This is a genomic window from Bifidobacterium intestinale, assembly GCF_023656765.1.
GTDB lineage: Bacteria > Actinomycetota > Actinomycetes > Actinomycetales > Bifidobacteriaceae > Bifidobacterium > Bifidobacterium hominis.
On the sequence record NZ_JAMOKR010000001.1, the window covers coordinates 48,528 to 64,809 of the forward strand.

The 16,282-nt window shown below is 55.4% G+C and carries 5 protein-coding genes; all 5 read left to right on the forward strand.

Annotated features, from left to right (window positions below):
- The first annotated feature begins 9 nt into the window (after positions 1–9).
- The 5 genes from NBH13_RS00200 (at position 10) to NBH13_RS00220 (ending at position 16,248) form a co-directional block, all read left to right on the forward strand.
- Complete coding sequence (locus NBH13_RS00200) at positions 10–4,794, forward strand: Eco57I restriction-modification methylase domain-containing protein (protein WP_250778473.1); 4,785 nt, start codon at positions 10–12, stop codon at positions 4,792–4,794.
- Positions 4,791–11,321: a DEAD/DEAH box helicase gene (locus NBH13_RS00205; RefSeq protein WP_250778475.1), complete on the forward strand. Its 6,531-nt coding sequence runs from the start codon at positions 4,791–4,793 to the stop codon at positions 11,319–11,321. Before NBH13_RS00200 ends, NBH13_RS00205 begins: the two co-directional genes overlap by 4 nt.
- The gene (locus NBH13_RS00210; RefSeq protein ID WP_250778477.1) at positions 11,321–13,825 is read left to right on the forward strand and encodes a UvrD-helicase domain-containing protein; all 2,505 of its coding nucleotides are present in this window, start codon (positions 11,321–11,323) and stop codon (positions 13,823–13,825) included. Before NBH13_RS00205 ends, NBH13_RS00210 begins: the two co-directional genes overlap by 1 nt.
- Before the next feature lie 15 nt (positions 13,826–13,840).
- On the forward strand, positions 13,841–15,868 hold the full coding sequence (locus NBH13_RS00215) for a GmrSD restriction endonuclease domain-containing protein (RefSeq protein ID WP_250778479.1): 2,028 nt from the start codon (positions 13,841–13,843) through the stop codon (positions 15,866–15,868).
- Between the two features lie 188 nt (positions 15,869–16,056).
- On the forward strand, positions 16,057–16,248 hold the full coding sequence (locus tag NBH13_RS00220; RefSeq protein ID WP_250778480.1) for a hypothetical protein: 192 nt from the start codon (positions 16,057–16,059) through the stop codon (positions 16,246–16,248).
- Positions 16,249–16,282: the final 34 nt, after the last annotated feature.

Sequence of the window (16,282 nt, forward strand, 5' to 3'; positions counted from 1 at the left end):
GGGGAGACCATGGCGAAGGAACTGAACGAGACATTCCCGGGCATCGAGGCGGTCAACGACTTCTACACGCCGTACTACATGAAGGAATACTTCCCGGATGAAGTGAAGAATGCCTCCGCACCTTGGAAACAGCTTCCTCCTGAGAAACGCCCAGCGCGACTGCTGAAGGACATGCGCCAGTCGTTCACCGAAGTCATCAACAACAACGAGAACGATCTGTTTCCAGCTGAACGGGTACGGATTTTCATCGACGGCATGCTCGCCGCACTCGGCTATACGCAGGAGGGGAATCAAGCCAAAGACGAGGGATTGCCCGACCGGATTTCAGGGAAGTCTGTTCCTGTCTACTATCAGGTCAATGATTCCGATGGGGCTCCGCGCTTGCAAGTTCTGATGAGCCTGTCCGATAATGCGGAGGCAGGCGTTCTGGAAAGCCCCATCGAAGACGGCTCTGGCAAGGACGACACCTCCTGTGAGGAATATGCACGTATGCTGCTTGCCGATTTCGACGAGCCGGCACGGTGGATTCTTCTCATGGGGTTGCATCAGATAGCGTTGATCGACCGCCGTAAATGGAATGACAAGAAATGCATGCTGTTTGACCTGGACGAGATCTTCAGCCGGCATCAGGATCATGTGTATACGGCGATGGCTGTGCTGTTACGTCGTGATAGTCTCTGCCCGAACAAAGGTGACAGTCTGCTTGACACGTTTGATGACACGTCTGCGAAGAACGCGGTTGAGGTGTCTGACAATCTGCGTTCCGCGTTACGTGAATGCGTGGAGATACTTGGCAACGAGGTCATCCACGACTGGACCTGCAACAAGGGGCGGAGCATCGACGAAATCGACGCGGGCGACCTGACAGTGCAGGCGTTGCGATACATGTACCGTCTGCTGTTCCTCCTGTTCATTGAAGCAAAGCCGTCGCTCGGCTATGCGCCGATGAAATCCGACATCTACCGTACCGGCTATTCGCTGGACAGCTTGCGAGATATTGCGGAACAGATGCGTGGCCGCATGGATGAGGCTGGTGATTCCACCTATCTGGCGGACACGTTGCGTCGACTCGATGATCTGGTGTTCAACGGATATCCGAAGACGGACAAACAGTTCAGGGGATTGTCCAGCGAGGAAGCCACCAATGCGGTGTTCATGGTGCCGCCGCTCAAGGCGCACATCTTCGACCCGGAACGAACCGCGCTGATCGAACATACCACGCTCCGCGACAGCGTGATGCTGCGCATTATCGATCTGATGAGCGTTACCAAGGCGGGTAAGGGGACCAAGCGCAGGCAGCGCATCTCCTACGCGGCCCTGGGCATCAGCCAGATGGGTGCCGTGTATGAGGCATTGCTGTCCTATCGTGGTTTCATCGCCAAGGAGAAGCTCTATGAGGTCAAGCGAGCCAAGGATTCCTACGATCCATTGAAAGTCGGCTACTTCGTGCCGGAACGAGAACTCGTCAACTATTCGGAGGACGAACGCGTCCGCTACCCGGACAAGAGCCCGCATGCCGGTGAACTGCGGACCTACGAGCCGGGTACGTTCATTTACCGGCTCGCAGGCAGGGAGCGCGAAACGTCGGCCTCCTTCTACACGCCGGACAGTCTCGCACAATGCCTGGTGAAGTATGCGCTCAAGGAGATCGAGCCACGTATCCACCAGGCCACCGACATTCTGGATCTGAAAATCTGCGAACCGGCCATGGGCTCCGCGACCTTCCTGAACGAGACCATCAACCAGCTGGCCACCATGTATTTGAACCTCAGGGAGAAGGAACGGGTCGCCGAGGAAGGCCAACGGGCGGCGATCCCCGCGGAACGCCGGCAGGCCGAGCTGCAGAAGGTCAAGATGTACATCGCCGACCACAACATCTACGGCATCGACCTGAACCCCGTGGCAGTGGAGCTAGGAGAAGTGTCCCTATGGCTCAACACCATCTGCGAAGGATCCTTCGTACCATGGTTCGGCACTCAGCTGCAATGCGGCAATTCGTTGATTGGCGGCCGCCGTGTCGGATATCTGGAGTCGGATCTGACCAGCAAGACCAAAAACCGCCACTGGTATGAGGTCGAGCCCAAGCACATCGGGTTCAACCAGAGCTCGTCGTCCGCCAAGCGCATCTACCAGTTCCTGACCGGGGATCCGGACATGTGCAAGTATGACGACAAGACCGTCAAAAGCATCGAATCCGAACATCTGGAAACCATCAAGGCTTGGAAGAAGAATTTCGCCAAGAAGCCTTATTCCCAGACGGAGATTGGTCTGATGAGGTCGTTGTCGAAGACCATCGACGAATTGTGGCGTGGGCAGATCAAGGCGCGCAGGCAATTGGAGAAGGCGACCCAGGACGATCTGATCATCTACGGTTTTGATGCGAACGTTTCCAAAAAGACCGCGAAGACTTTGGAAAGCCAGCAGAAGCGGGGGCAGGGCTTGCTCGGCATCGAAAACGACTATTTCCGCGGCAACAACCTCACCATCCGTGAAAAGGATGAGATGCTCCGCATCGCCTACCACTCGGAAAAGGCCGAGAACGCCAGTGAATACGCTCGTTTGAAACTCGCCATGGACTATTGGTGCTCGCTGTGGTTCTGGCCCATCGATCAGGCTAATCTGCTCCCCACAAGATCGCAGTACCTCACGGAAATGTCGCTGATTCTTACCGGCGAGGTTCCACAGGAAGAGGGATTCACGCTGATTCCGATGGATAACGATCAGCCCACGCTTATGGACACCATGGACGATAGTCATGAACGCGACTACATGTATGACCATGCTGTGAATCTCGATGAGCTGTGCAAAGGTGATGGGGAACCTGCGCAAAGGCTTCGCTTGGTGAAGGAAGTCGCCAAGAAGCAGCGTTTCTTCCACTGGGAGCTCGAATTCGCCGACGTGTTCAAGGACGGCGGCTTCGACTTTATGGTGGGTAATCCGCCGTGGGTGAATGTGCAGTGGAAAGAGGCCGACGCTATCTCCGATGTAAATCCCTGCTTTGCAATACATAAGCTCACAGCTTCGGATTTGAATAGACGAATGAGCGAATTGCTAGCTAATAAACACATGCGGGAAGTGTTTCTTCAAGAGTATGAGGGTATTGCCGGATCCCTTGCGTTTTATGGTGCAATAGGCAATTACCCCCTCTTGCAGGGGCGGACTAACTTATTTCGTTGTTTTCTCCCGAATGCTTGGGATTATACGTGTCGACATGGCGGCGTGAGCGCTTTTATACATCCTGATGTGCTTTTTGCTGATGTGAAGGCTACGCATCTTCGTGATGCGTTATATCCACGTTTGACGCAACATTATCATTTTATCAATCGGGAGGCACTGTTCTCCATTGATAGTAAAACCGAATTTAGTCTCAATGTATACAAGAATGAAGCAACAAGTACTTTTGTTTCAATTTGGAATTTAACAAATGTGAAAGAGCTTGAGGAAATTATTCAGCAGCATCAACCATCTGAAACAAAGCGGAATAGTAAACAAGATCGCTTCATTGAAATAGGTTTAAACGAATTAGATTCGTTTGATCGACTGTTTTCGATGGAACGTGGCACTTCAATTGGACATGCTCCTTTGGCGGTAGTGCAAAATCGACAAGCTTTGACTTTTTTGGAGAAAGTTGCTCGGAGCAAGTTTTTCCTCAAAGATTTTGGTGACGAAATAACTTTCTCAAGCATGTGGAACGAAACTATTTCACGTAAAAATGGAATTTTGAAAGATGAGGTTGCATTTTCGTCAGAAGATTTAATATACACAAGTCCGATGCTGGGTGTAGCGAATCCAATCGCGCAATCTGCAAACAGCACCTGTACATCTGCTGAGGACTACACCCCTGTAGATGTTATGGGAATTAATGAAGCATATTTTGCGCGAACGAAATATGCAAGAAAATGCTCTGAGCAACATTATCGTGAAAAGACTGCTCATATGCCGGATGGGACATTGTTCTCTGCTGTATATCGTATTTGCAATCGTGAATTTGTAAGCCTCTCCAATGAAAGAAGCCTAATTGCTGCTTGTGTTCACCCAGGCGCAGCCTGGGTGCACACCATAGCAGGCTATGGTGTGCACCCCGAGCGCTATGCGTTGCTCGCTTTTATGTGCGGCATGCAAGCATCGATTCCTTATGATTTTTATATTCGCTGCATCGGCAAGCCCCATATTAATAAGAGTTCGCTTGCTTGTTTGCCAGTCCCTGAGACGAACCTTGCTCCCGAAATTCGTCTCCGCGGTCTGCTGCTCAACTGTCTGACCAAGTCGTATGCGGATTTGTGGCAATCCTGCTGGGAGGAGTCGTACACGTCTATGAGCTGGGCGAAGGATGATCCTCGACTTACCGCCGATACGTTCACCTCATTGACGGACGAGTGGGATTGGCATACGCCATTGCGTACGGACTATGAACGCCGGCAGGCGTTGGTGGAGCTGGACGTGCTGGCATCCATGGCGCTCGGCATCACCCTGGACGAGCTCATCGACATCTACCGCCTGACCTTCACCGTGCTGAGTGGCTACGAGGATGACACTTGGTACGACGCGAATGGTCGTATCGTGTTCTCCAAGAAGAACTATGGTGATCTGACTTTCAAACGTCCTGATTTCGAGAAGATCAAGAATGCGCCTGCGGGCAAGGTGTTCACCCGCACCATCATGGACGACACCCAGCCGGGTGGGCCACGTGAGCGAACCATCGAATACGTGGCGCCGTTCGACAAATGCGATCGCGTAGAGGATTACAAAACCGCGTGGAAGTTCTTCACGCAGAAGTATGGAGATAACAAATGATTCCCATGGTGCTTGCACGGCACATCCAGTCCGGACTCGCCGATTACGTGGAGACCACGTTCCCCATGACTAACAAGCCGTTCCGCGGCTCCATCCGCAAACTCGCCCATCAGGAGGGCATGCTTTCCCAGGAGCCGTTCGTATCGGTCAAACTGCCGTTTCGTGTGGTCGGCAAACATGCGGAATTCCCGTTCCCATGCCTGCACCCCACGTACCGGCCATATGCGCACCAGATGCGCGCATTCGAACGCATCTCCGCCGGTGAATCCACACTGGTGGCCACCGGCACCGGATCAGGCAAGACTGAATGCTTCCTGTACCCGATTCTCGACTACTGTTACCGGCAGCGTAGGCTGGGCCGCAAGGGCATCAAGGCCATCCTCGTCTACCCGATGAACGCTCTCGCCACCGACCAGGCGAAGCGATTGGCCGAACTCATCCACGACAGTCCGGAACTGCGCAACAACGTGACCGCGGGCATGTATGTGGGCCAGATGAGCCAAGGCGGTAGCGACAAGGACAACCACGCCATGACCGCCACCAACATCGTGACCAGCCACGATGAGCTGCTCAAAAACCCGCCGGACATCCTGCTCACCAACTACAAGATGCTCGACTACCTGCTGGTACGCCCCAAAGACTCCCGGATTTGGGACAACAACGATCCGGACACGCTCAAATACTTCGTCGTGGACGAATTGCACACCTTCGACGGCGCGCAGGGCACCGACCTGGCCTGCCTGCTGCGCAGGCTCACCGACAGGCTGAACACCACCAGCGACGACATGTGCTTCGTCGGCACGTCGGCCACCATGGGCACCGAAGAGACAGTACGTGACGTCTGTGAGTATGCCAGCCAAATCTTCAACACCACGTTCACACCGGAATCCGTGGTGACCGAGGATCGTCTTCGCATTGACGAATTCTTCGTCACCAGCGACTATGACGACACCATGCCTACTGCCGCGCAGGCCGACCGGCTCATCGAACTCGAAGAGGACGTCGACCCCGACGAATACCTTGCCCATGCGGCCCAAGCGTGGCTTGACGACGCCCCCACAGAGCCGATCTCCACAGACAAGGCACGCATCTGGCTCGCCGAATCCCTGCGTCATTCAAGGTTCCTGGCCAGCCTGTCCTCGCTTATCTGCGACGAACCTCAGCAAATCGATCGCAAACTGCTGGACAGGCTCGCCATCATGGATGCAAGGTTCAACGCCTTGCACCCACGCCAGCAGAAGGCCTGTGTGGACGCGCTGATAGCGCTCGTCTCCCACGCGCGCACCGGTTCGGAGGAGCACGCACGTCCGTTCCTGAACGTACAGGTGCAACTATGGGTCAAGGAACTTGGCCGCGTGGTTGCCAACATCACTCCGCAGGAAGGGAGCATCGACTACCGTCCGGTCGTCGAACTGTCCAAAGACGACCTCAAGACCCGCATGCCGGTGATCAACTGCCGTGATTGCGGAGGAACCGCATGGATCGGACTTGCCGGCAAAGACGGCGGTATTAGTATGGGTGACCCTCGAACGTTCTACAACGAGTATTTCGCCTACCATGCCGACAATGCGTTGGCGACTTTGCAACCCTGCACCATGGATTATGTTCTTGACCCGCATGCCGACAACGGAGCCATGGTCTGGTTCTGCAATGCATGCATGAAGGAACAGGTCGTAGAACGTTTCGAATCCACGGAACGTGAATGCCCGGCCTGTGGAGAGCAGCGCATACCCATGGTCGCTAGGGGCATGGAGCTTGTATCCGGCAACCGCAAACACTATCAGTGTCCGTTCTGCGGCAGCGAACAGGACATTGCCATGGTCGGTGTGAGAACCACCACGCAGGTCAGTGTGATGCTCACCCAACTTTCCGGAGACTCCTTCAACGACGACAGCAAGGCCATCGTGTTCTCCGACAGTGTGCAGGACGCCTCCTACCGAGCCAGCGTGTTCAACTCCCGCACCTGGCGATTCGCCCTGCGCAACTCCGCCATGGACTACATGCGCGAGGAACACAAGGACGGCGTCTCCCTCGCCGAATATCTCAACAGCCAGAACGACTACTACCATCGCCGCTATCCGGACGACAACGAATACATCGTGCGATTCATCGCGCCGAACATGACATGGATGCGCGAATACGAAGCCGTGTTGCAAGGCAATCCCGCAGGGCCCGGTCGCCGTCAACTGCTCGATTGGATCGAGCGCAGACTCCGACTGGAATCGCTGCTGGAATTCGGCATGCGCTCCCGTACCGGACGTACGTTGGAGAAATCCGGCTGCGCCGCAATAGCATTCGACCAGATTCTCCTGAAACGTGTGGCACAGACCGTTGCCGAACGTTGCCATAACGAGATCGGACTGCACGAGAATTCCATCATGGAGGCCGACTGGCTCCGACTGATCATGGCGTTCCTCGACCAGTTGCGTATGAAAGGCGCGTTCTTCGACGTGACCTATGACCAGTTCCTGCAGAATGATGGCAACAAGTTCCTGCTCTCCAACACGAACATCAAATGGATGCCCGGCATGTACGCGGATGGCATGCCCTACTTCCTGTCGGACAAGGAGCCAGTGCGCAAAGGCGTTTTCAATACCCTGAATTCGCCGTCATACCGTCAGATCGTCGACCGATACCTCACCGACGGCGCCCTTGAAGGCGACATCCACCACGAGCTGTTGGGAATCGTGCTCGAAGAGTGCATAGCAGCAGAATTCATCACGCAGCAACGTTATCCAAGCATGAAAATGGAACGCACCGTGTACGGGCTCAACGAGTCCGGCTGCACGGTCAGCGGCAAGGTAACGCAGTTGATCTGCGACACGTGTGGACGGAGCTATTCGTGCGCCACGCAGAACCTTGACGCGTGGAACGGAGCACGTTGCCGTATCCGCAAATGCCCGGGCAGACTGGTCTCCGGCACTCCCGAAGCCGAAGCCCTGGAATTGCGCTACTATGGCAAGCTGTACTGCGGGGAGCCAGCCGATCGCATCCACGCTGCCGAACACACGGGGCTGCTCAATGGCGATGACCGTGCCAAGGTCGAAGAGGAATTCAAGCGCAAGAACCGCAAGCCCGGCGACGTGAACGTGCTCGCCTGTACGCCAACCCTGGAGATGGGCATCGATATCGGAGACCTCTCCACAGTGATTCTCTCGTCAATTCCGCCTGCCCAAGCCCAGTACATCCAGCGTGCCGGTCGTGCAGGGCGACGTGACGGCAACTCCCTGGTGCTGGCGGTGGCCAATACCAAGGAACACGACACGTACTTCTACCAGCGGCCGAAAGATATGCTTGGAGGCGCGGTGAACCCGCCGCACATCTTCCTCGACGCGACCGCAGTGTTGGAGCGTCAGCTCACCGCCTACGCATTGGATCGTTGGGTGCATGCCATGCTGGATGCCGGCAGCGAACCGGCCGATGTGGTACCCGACAAATTGAAAAACTGTTTGGATAATGTCAACGGCAGCGGCTCCAGCGGGTTCCCGGTGAATTTCCTGAACTGGACAGGCCAACATTCCGGCGAACTGCTCGACGGATTCGGAAGAATGTTCTCATTCTCCGAGGAACTCCGAACGCAGCTCGACGGATTCGTACGCGGTACGGAAGATGGCAGCACCATGGCCAGACGCGTCTACGATGTGTTCCAAAAAACCAACGATACCGTCAGAACGCTGGAATCGCAGAAAAGTGCTGCGAGGCAGCTGCTCGACGAGCTCAAGAAGAAGCCCTCCGACTCATCGTTCGAAGAGCAGCAGCGCGAATGCGAAGATGAGATTCACAATCTTGGCCGCATCGTCACAAGCATTCTCAACACCAACACGTTCAACTACCTTTCCGACGAAGGCATCCTGCCCAATTATGCGTTCCCGGAAACCGGTGTGACCCTCCACACCATCCTCAAAGAGGACAAGGAACCGTCCGATGCGGCACACGGAATCGAGCCTGCCGCGCAGGACAAGACGAAACGCAGGGGGAAGGCCACGCGTGATTTCGTGCGCCCGGCGGCCACGGCCATCACGGAACTGGCGCCGGGAAACACGTTCTTCGCGGGCGGACGCAAATACAAAATCAGCCGCGTGCTATGTTCGAAAGGCGGTGCCGACGACGAACTGGCAATGTGGCGCCTATGCCCGAACTGTTCGCACGCGGAACCCGCCTCCAGCACCGAGAACCTCGCCAGCTGTCCCTCCTGTGGGTCAATGCAGTGGGCCGATAACGGCCAGAAAAGGCCGATGCTGCGCATCGACACCGTCATATCCGATGAGACCTACAGCGAAAGCCTGATTGAGGACACCTCCGACAGCAGACCCAAGACTCAGTTCCTGAAGAATACGATGGTGGACATCGATCCGGCGGACATCCAATCGGGATGGCAGTTCAAGGGAATCACGAACTTCGGATTCGATTACACGCCGCAGGGTACAGTCCGTGAAATCAACTTCGGACAGGTTTCTGATAGGGGAGCCTCGGTGGAAATCGCCGGTAGCAAGGAGATACGTAACGGTTTCAACGTGTGCCTGAAATGCGGCGCGTTGCTCGGCGAGCGCGAATCACGGCACGCCTACTTCTGTCCGGAACGCAAGAAGGCGCAGGAACAGCAGTTGGAGCAATCGGAGCGGAACGGCACGTGCCTGTTCCTATACCGTGAGGTCAAATCGGAAGTGCTACGTATGCTCGTGCCAGGGCTTGCCGATGCCCAAGGTGCGGACGGTGCTGCGGAGTCGTTGACCGCCGCAGTGATGCTTGGGCTGCGTGAACGCTTCGGCAATGTGGAACATCTACAGGCGACACTCATGAACGAGCCGTTGCCGGATAACTCCGGACTGCGCAAAACCTATCTTGCACTATACGACACAGTGCCCGGAGGAACTGGCTATCTTAAGCAGCTGTCCGATCCGGATACGATGTTCGAGGTGTTTTCCAGGTCAAAGGAAGTCATGAAGCATTGCGAATGTGCAAAGAACGGCGGCGACGGGTGCTACAGATGCCTGTATGCATACAGACAAAGCCAGGACCTGAAACTTATTTCCCGTAAGACCGCGCTGGCGATGCTCACGGGCATCCTCGACCCGTCCAACAAACGCAGTCGTGTGAAGACCGTTTCGAAGATCAACACGAACAAACTGTTCGACAGTGGACTCGAACAGCAGTTCATCGAAGCTCTCCGGTGCATGCATGCCCATCCCTTCGCGGAATCCGACGATGCCAAGGGACGTCGTGCCATCGTCAAGGACGAATTCATCAATAGCAAACCCGGATATTCCATCACCGTGAACGGAAGCGTGTGGAGCGTCGAGCCACAAGTCGCGTTGGGGCCGGCCGATGGGGTCGCGATTCCCTGCAAGCCTGATTTCGTGCTGACGGTCAGCAATATCGACGAATCCGGTGACGTGGTCGAACATGACGGAAGAAAGCCGGTTGCCATCTTCACCGATGGTCTGCAATACCATGCAGGCATCGTCGCCCAGGATTCCCTGAAGAGGGAAGCGCTTCGTCAGGCAGGCTATCGCATATGGTCTTTGGATTATGACGATGTGATCGGATACGTGCAGGGCAAGGATGCGGCGCAGCTCGCCGATCCGATGCTGGCACCCAAGTCCATGCCGTCTCCGGTGGCTTACAAGAGCACGATTGGCAAGAGGACTGACGAATTCAACCCCAGCGAAGTTTCGGCAATGGCCATGCTGGAATATTATCTCGCGGAACCGGATGCCGAACGGATATTCGCCATCCAAGCGCTGGCAATGAGCTATGCTCTGAATCCGCGAAACAAGAACGTTGAACCTCAGGCCGTGGATATGCTGCATCGGAATGAAGCGTTGCACGGCGAGAACGAATCGACATTCATGATTTGCTCGTCCTGGAATCCTTCGAACTGCACGAGACTGAAATTCCAATCCGGTTTGTGCATTGGAGAGGATATGCGGACCACCGAACCCCACGTCGGCATGGTGTTCTCGGACATTCAACGTGATGCCGCGAAAGCAAAGAACGATGATTATAATCCGTTGGATGCTTTGGACGAGAACGAGGCAGAGGCGTTCAAAACGCAGTGGGCAGCCTTCTGGCATTTTGCGAACGTGATGCAATTCTCGGAATACTTCCATGCTATCGGTGATGCTGCGCTACGTGACGAATCCATGTACGAGCCGCTTCGCAACGGCCTGCGGAACGCTCCTGATCTGCAGAAAGACAATGATTCCGAATGGAACGATATTCTGGCGGATCCGACCTACGTGTATTGCGCGGATGAAACCAAGGAGGCCGTCAAACGGTTTATTGAGTCTGACATACCGGCACCGGATGCACTCGGATATGAGCTGCTGGACGAGAACGAGGAAATCATTGCTCAGGCAGAGCTCGCATGGGAGGATGGGAAGATCGTGTTTTTCCCGTCCTACGACTTGCAATCCGACCGAGAGAACGCCGACGAATTCGTCAAGCGCGGCTGGACTATCATTACGGAAAACAACGATGACCTTGACAAGGTGTTCGCTTCACTGACGGAAGGCATGGAACGCTGATGGCAGATATACGTACGATGAACAAACCCGTGGTCGCACTCGGCAGCGATCTCATGCGCAGCCTGCTCGAGCTGCCTAAGAAAGCGCAGAAACATGCCACGACGTTTCTGACAAAATTCCAGGCGAATCCTCGATCATCTGGAATCAATCTGGAACGAATCGCCAATGCGGCGGACGAAAAACTGTATTCCGCGCGCATCGACCAGCGATATCGCGCCATCATCGCTTTCCAGAAAAGCAGCAACGTGTACGTTTTGCTGTACGTTGGAGACCACGATGACGCCTACAAATGGGCGGAAACAAAGCGAATCAGCGTCAACCCGAATACGAGGGCCATCCAGCTGTACGATATGGCTCCTCAAGAGGAAATCGACGCGGCAATACGTGACGATCTCCAAAACGAAGTTGGATGGGGGAGCGTTGCCGCAAATGTGCCCCAACCGGATTCCGCTGTACCGGAATCCGTTTCTCCTCCCATGGAAGACCATTACGGCACGAATCACGGAACAGCTTCAGCTAGTGCGACTTCAGCCGTGGCGTCCAAGACGCCGCAGCAGGCACCACGGCAAGCCTCCGAACCTCATACCGGTCCGCTTCCCGACACTTACCGGGCATTGACGGACAATGACATGCGCCGGTTCGGTGTGCCTGACATGTACGTGCCGGTCATGTGCACGAGAAAAACATGGGAAGCGTTTGAACGGTGGGGGTCCAAACTCCCGAAGGATGCCTTCGCGTACCTCACTTTCGTCGCTGAAGGACTTCCCAAGTCCGAGGTCTTCGGTCTACTTGATGAGACTGAAGGCCAGACCAGCGACAGGCTGGGGCTGGAACAGCAGATACCCGCCTCGTCCATCGATTCTGGCGAAGAGACCGATCCGGGGGACTTCCGTGCCGCTCTATCAAGCTATGCATCACAGCAGTCTTTCGTGGTCGTGCAGGGAGAAGCGGATCTCAAACGTATTCTGGATGCGCCGCTGGAACAGTGGCGTGTGTTCCTGCATCCATCGCAGCGTCTTTATGTGGAACATGATTACCATGGTCCGTTCCGCCTGCTCGGCGGTGCCGGTACGGGAAAGACCGTGGTGGCCATGCATCGCGCGAAACGTCTCGCTGCAAGACTGCTGAGAAGCGGTAGCCGTCAGAAAGTGCTGTTCACCACATACTCGCGTAATCTTGCCACCGATATTGCATCGAACCTGAAACTCATCTGCACGCCAGACGAATTCAATACCATCGACGTGGTCAATCTCGACAAGCTCGTAAAAGATCTGCTGACGGGGCATGGCTATTCCGGTGAGATTTGGTATGACGGTATCTCCGACTATGGCAACGATCTTGACGCCGCGTGGCGTAAGGCTATCGCGTCCATCGGCGTGAACGATCCGAAACTCACGGTTTCCTTCTTCAAAAGTGAGCTCAGCCAGGTAATTGTGCCGCAACAGGTGCGGAATGCTGCCGATTACATGCGCGTGCTGCGCAAGGGGCGCGGTACGAGATTGAACCGAGCCCAGAAGCTGGCCGTATGGCAGGTTGTGGAAACGTATCGTCGTATCATGCAGGCAAACAACGCGTACGATGTGGACACGGCCATGCAGAACGTTGTGTCATTGCTCACACAGGGCGATATGCCAAGGAAATATGCGCATGTGGTGGTCGATGAAGGGCAGGACTTCTCCACGCCGGCATACCGTGTGATTCGTGCTCTGGTGGATGAGGGAGACAATGATATCTTCATCGTCGGCGATGCACAGCAGCGCATCTACGGGCATATCGCGGTGCTATCGAAATGCGGCATCCGAATCCAGGGGCGTGCCCGCAAATTGCGGATCAACTATCGCACCACCGAACAGATTCGTAGCGCAGCCGACTCCATTTTCCGTAGTTCCGGCGCCGATGTCGCGGATTCAGTGTTCGCGGCTGTTCATGGTATCGAAGATGCTTCACCGGCCACAACGTTCGATGACCTGGACGGAGGGGAGAGTCCGACCGGCGATAGCAGATCGTTGATGAGCGGTCCCGTTCCCGAAGCGCTGCGGTTTGCATCCCAGTCAGATGAGATGGATGCCGTTAGGGAATGGATTTATGGATTGTGCGGCACGGCGGAAGACGCGGCCAGCGATGAGTCCGACGGCGGGCGTGTGGATCCGCGTAATGTGTGTGTGGTGGCAAGAAGTCGCTACTGCATCGACCAGTGGTATAAGACGCTTGATGACGGCTTGCCGTATGGCGTGTACCGGCTTGATAGGGATGCAGAAAACAGGCAAAGGCAAGGAATTCGCATCGCCACCATGCATCGAGTCAAAGGTCTGGAATTCGACTATGTGGTGGTAGTCGATGTGAACGATGGTGTATGCCCGCCGAAGCCCGCGTTGCAATCTGCCGGTGCCGATCCGGCTGCGTTGAATGACATCTACAGGGAGGAACGAAGTCTCATTTATGTGGCTATGACACGTGCCAAAAAGGGTGTGCTGCTGACTGGCGTCTCGGCGCATGTGAGGTAAGGGAAGAGGAGCACCATGGACGCTGGAAAGAAAATCCTGCTGGACTTATTGACCGGTTCGCTTCGGTTCGTGGTTCCGGTGTATCAGCGCAGATACTCATGGGGCGAGACGCAGTGCCGGCAATTGTGGGCCGACATCGTAACGGCTGGCAGGCATCCTGAGAGAACGCATTTCACCGGATCGATCGTGTGGATGCAGGACGGCGGCATCGGTCCGGATGGTGTCAGCCGGTGTCTGCTCATCGACGGCCAGCAGCGCCTCACCTCGGTGACTCTGCTGCTTATCGCACTGGCCGAATATGCTCGCGAACACCCTGAGAACCTGCGATTCTCCACAGACATGCTTATCGACCGTGGCTATATTGTCGACAAGTACGCAACCGGCGAAGGCCGCTACAAGCTGACGCTTTCCGGCGACGATAGGGAAGTGCTGCACAGCATGTGCGACCATGCGATCGCCCCAGATCGGCCGGACCATGCCAATATGGGTTCCCGGCTGGAAACGAACCTCGATCTGTTCCGTTCACTGGTCGCCGCAATCGATGATGCGAACGTGGTGTGGAACGGTCTGCAGCGTCTCGAAGTCGTGTCTGTCACCTTGGACCAAGATCGTGACGAACCGCAACTGGTATTCGAATCAATGAATTCCACCGGGCTTGATCTGGAGACTTCCGACCTGGTACGCAACTACATGCTCATGGGGTGCTCCATGGCCGAGCAGAAAACCTTATACGAAGACTATTGGCTGCCCATGGAACGTGTTCTCGGCAACCTCTCATTCGATGCATTCCTGCACGACTGGATGGTCGTTACATTGAAAAAGCCCGTGCTCAAAGGCCGCGTCATGTACGCGGAATTCAAACGTTTCGCGGCCGACAGTTCCTTGCTGCGCATGGAACGCACGCGTAATCTTCTGGCGAACATGCTGGAATACGCCAAATACTATGCCGCTATCAAAGGCGTTGCCGCCGCTGGCAGCGGCGATATGAACGTGGACCGCCGTCTCGAATCAATTCAAAAACTGGTCAGCACGGTTACGGACCCGTTGGTTATGTACATGTTCGCGGCATGGAAGCGTGATCGCGTAAGTTGTGATGGACTGCTGCGCATGCTTGCGGATCTTGAATCGTATCTGTTCCGCAGAATGATCTGCTCGGTATCCAGCAACGGATTGAACAAGCTCGTTCCGTCGCTGATCGTCAGACTTGATTCGGCTGAAGATGATTTGGCCGAAACCTTCGCCGCACTACTCATCACCGAGACCGCCAAAGCCACACGCATGCCTGCGGACAGTGAATTCAGACAGGCGTTGCTCGGCGAGAACCTGTACCGGCCGGCCTGGCGATGCAAGTATCTGCTTGCCGGCTTGGAGAACTATAACCACCCCAAGGATCCGCGGTCCTTCAGCGAATACACCATCGAACACATCATGCCGCAGAACGCCATTGCGCACGCCGAATGGCGCAATATGCTCGCAGACCTCGACCGATTCCCGCTATTGGTGAACAGTCTGGGTAATCTGACGCTGACCGCATACAATTCGGAGCTTTCCGACGGAACGTTCGAACAGAAGAAGAACCGTGCGGTCGGCGGATACGATAGCGAATACCTATCCATTTCCGCGGAACTGCATGATGCTTTGCAATGGGATGAACAGAAGATCGCGCAGCGCGGAGCCAGACTTGCCGATCTCGCACTGCAGGTGTGGGTACGGCCCACGGCGGGGGAACAGGTTATGTGGACTTTGCATAATCGGAACGCGCGCCAAGGGGAACGTGAACAGAATGCCGTTGATTTCGCTGATTTGTGCAGACGCGGAGTCCTCGCGGCCGGAGATGTGCTGGAAAGCTGTTACGCTGGCGTAACCGCCACGGCTACCGTAACCGAAGACTATCGCATCCGCTTGGCCAACGGCGAGATATTCGACAGTCCATCCGGCGCGTTTCGCCGTGCCAGAATGCTCGAAACCGGCGAGGACAAGCAGGTCAACGGGTGGACAGTGTGGAAAGTCGCGGACGGCAGAACTTTGAACGAATTGCGGTGAGTCGGCAGTAATATCTCGCTGCGGCGTAGTTTCTGGAATGGATTGTACGAATATGCCGCAACACGGGCTGATTTTGTCGACGTGGGTTCGGAAATCTGCCACCCAGATGGGACGCTGAATATCCGTGGCGGCTATATTACGTCGACCTGTACTTCACCGACACGTTCCAGTACGCGAAGCTCTACACCATGAGGGATTCCGTTGAACGGATACTGGCAAATCTGGGCGAGGTGATGTGGAACGAGCCGGAAGCCGACAAGAAAAACCGGCATCTTTGGGTACGGCATGATGTGGATTTCTCCGGCGATATGACGGACGCCTACCAATGGATGACAGACGGACTGCTCGCCATGCGCAATATGTATGAGCTGCTCGGCTGATGTTTTGGTCGTTTCGACTGCTGTGCGTTCAATA

Bases quoted from the DNA above. Each gene is read 5' to 3' on its own strand.
- NBH13_RS00215 (WP_250778479.1), top strand. From the start codon at position 13,841: ATGGACGCTGGAAAGAAAATCCTGCTGGACTTATTGACCGGTTCGCTT.
- NBH13_RS00200 (WP_250778473.1), top strand. From the start codon at position 10: ATGGCGAAGGAACTGAACGAGACATTCCCGGGCATCGAGGCGGTCAAC.
- NBH13_RS00220 (WP_250778480.1), top strand. From the start codon at position 16,057: ATGAGGGATTCCGTTGAACGGATACTGGCAAATCTGGGCGAGGTGATG.
- NBH13_RS00205 (WP_250778475.1), top strand. From the start codon at position 4,791: ATGATTCCCATGGTGCTTGCACGGCACATCCAGTCCGGACTCGCCGAT.
- NBH13_RS00210 (WP_250778477.1), top strand. From the start codon at position 11,321: ATGGCAGATATACGTACGATGAACAAACCCGTGGTCGCACTCGGCAGC.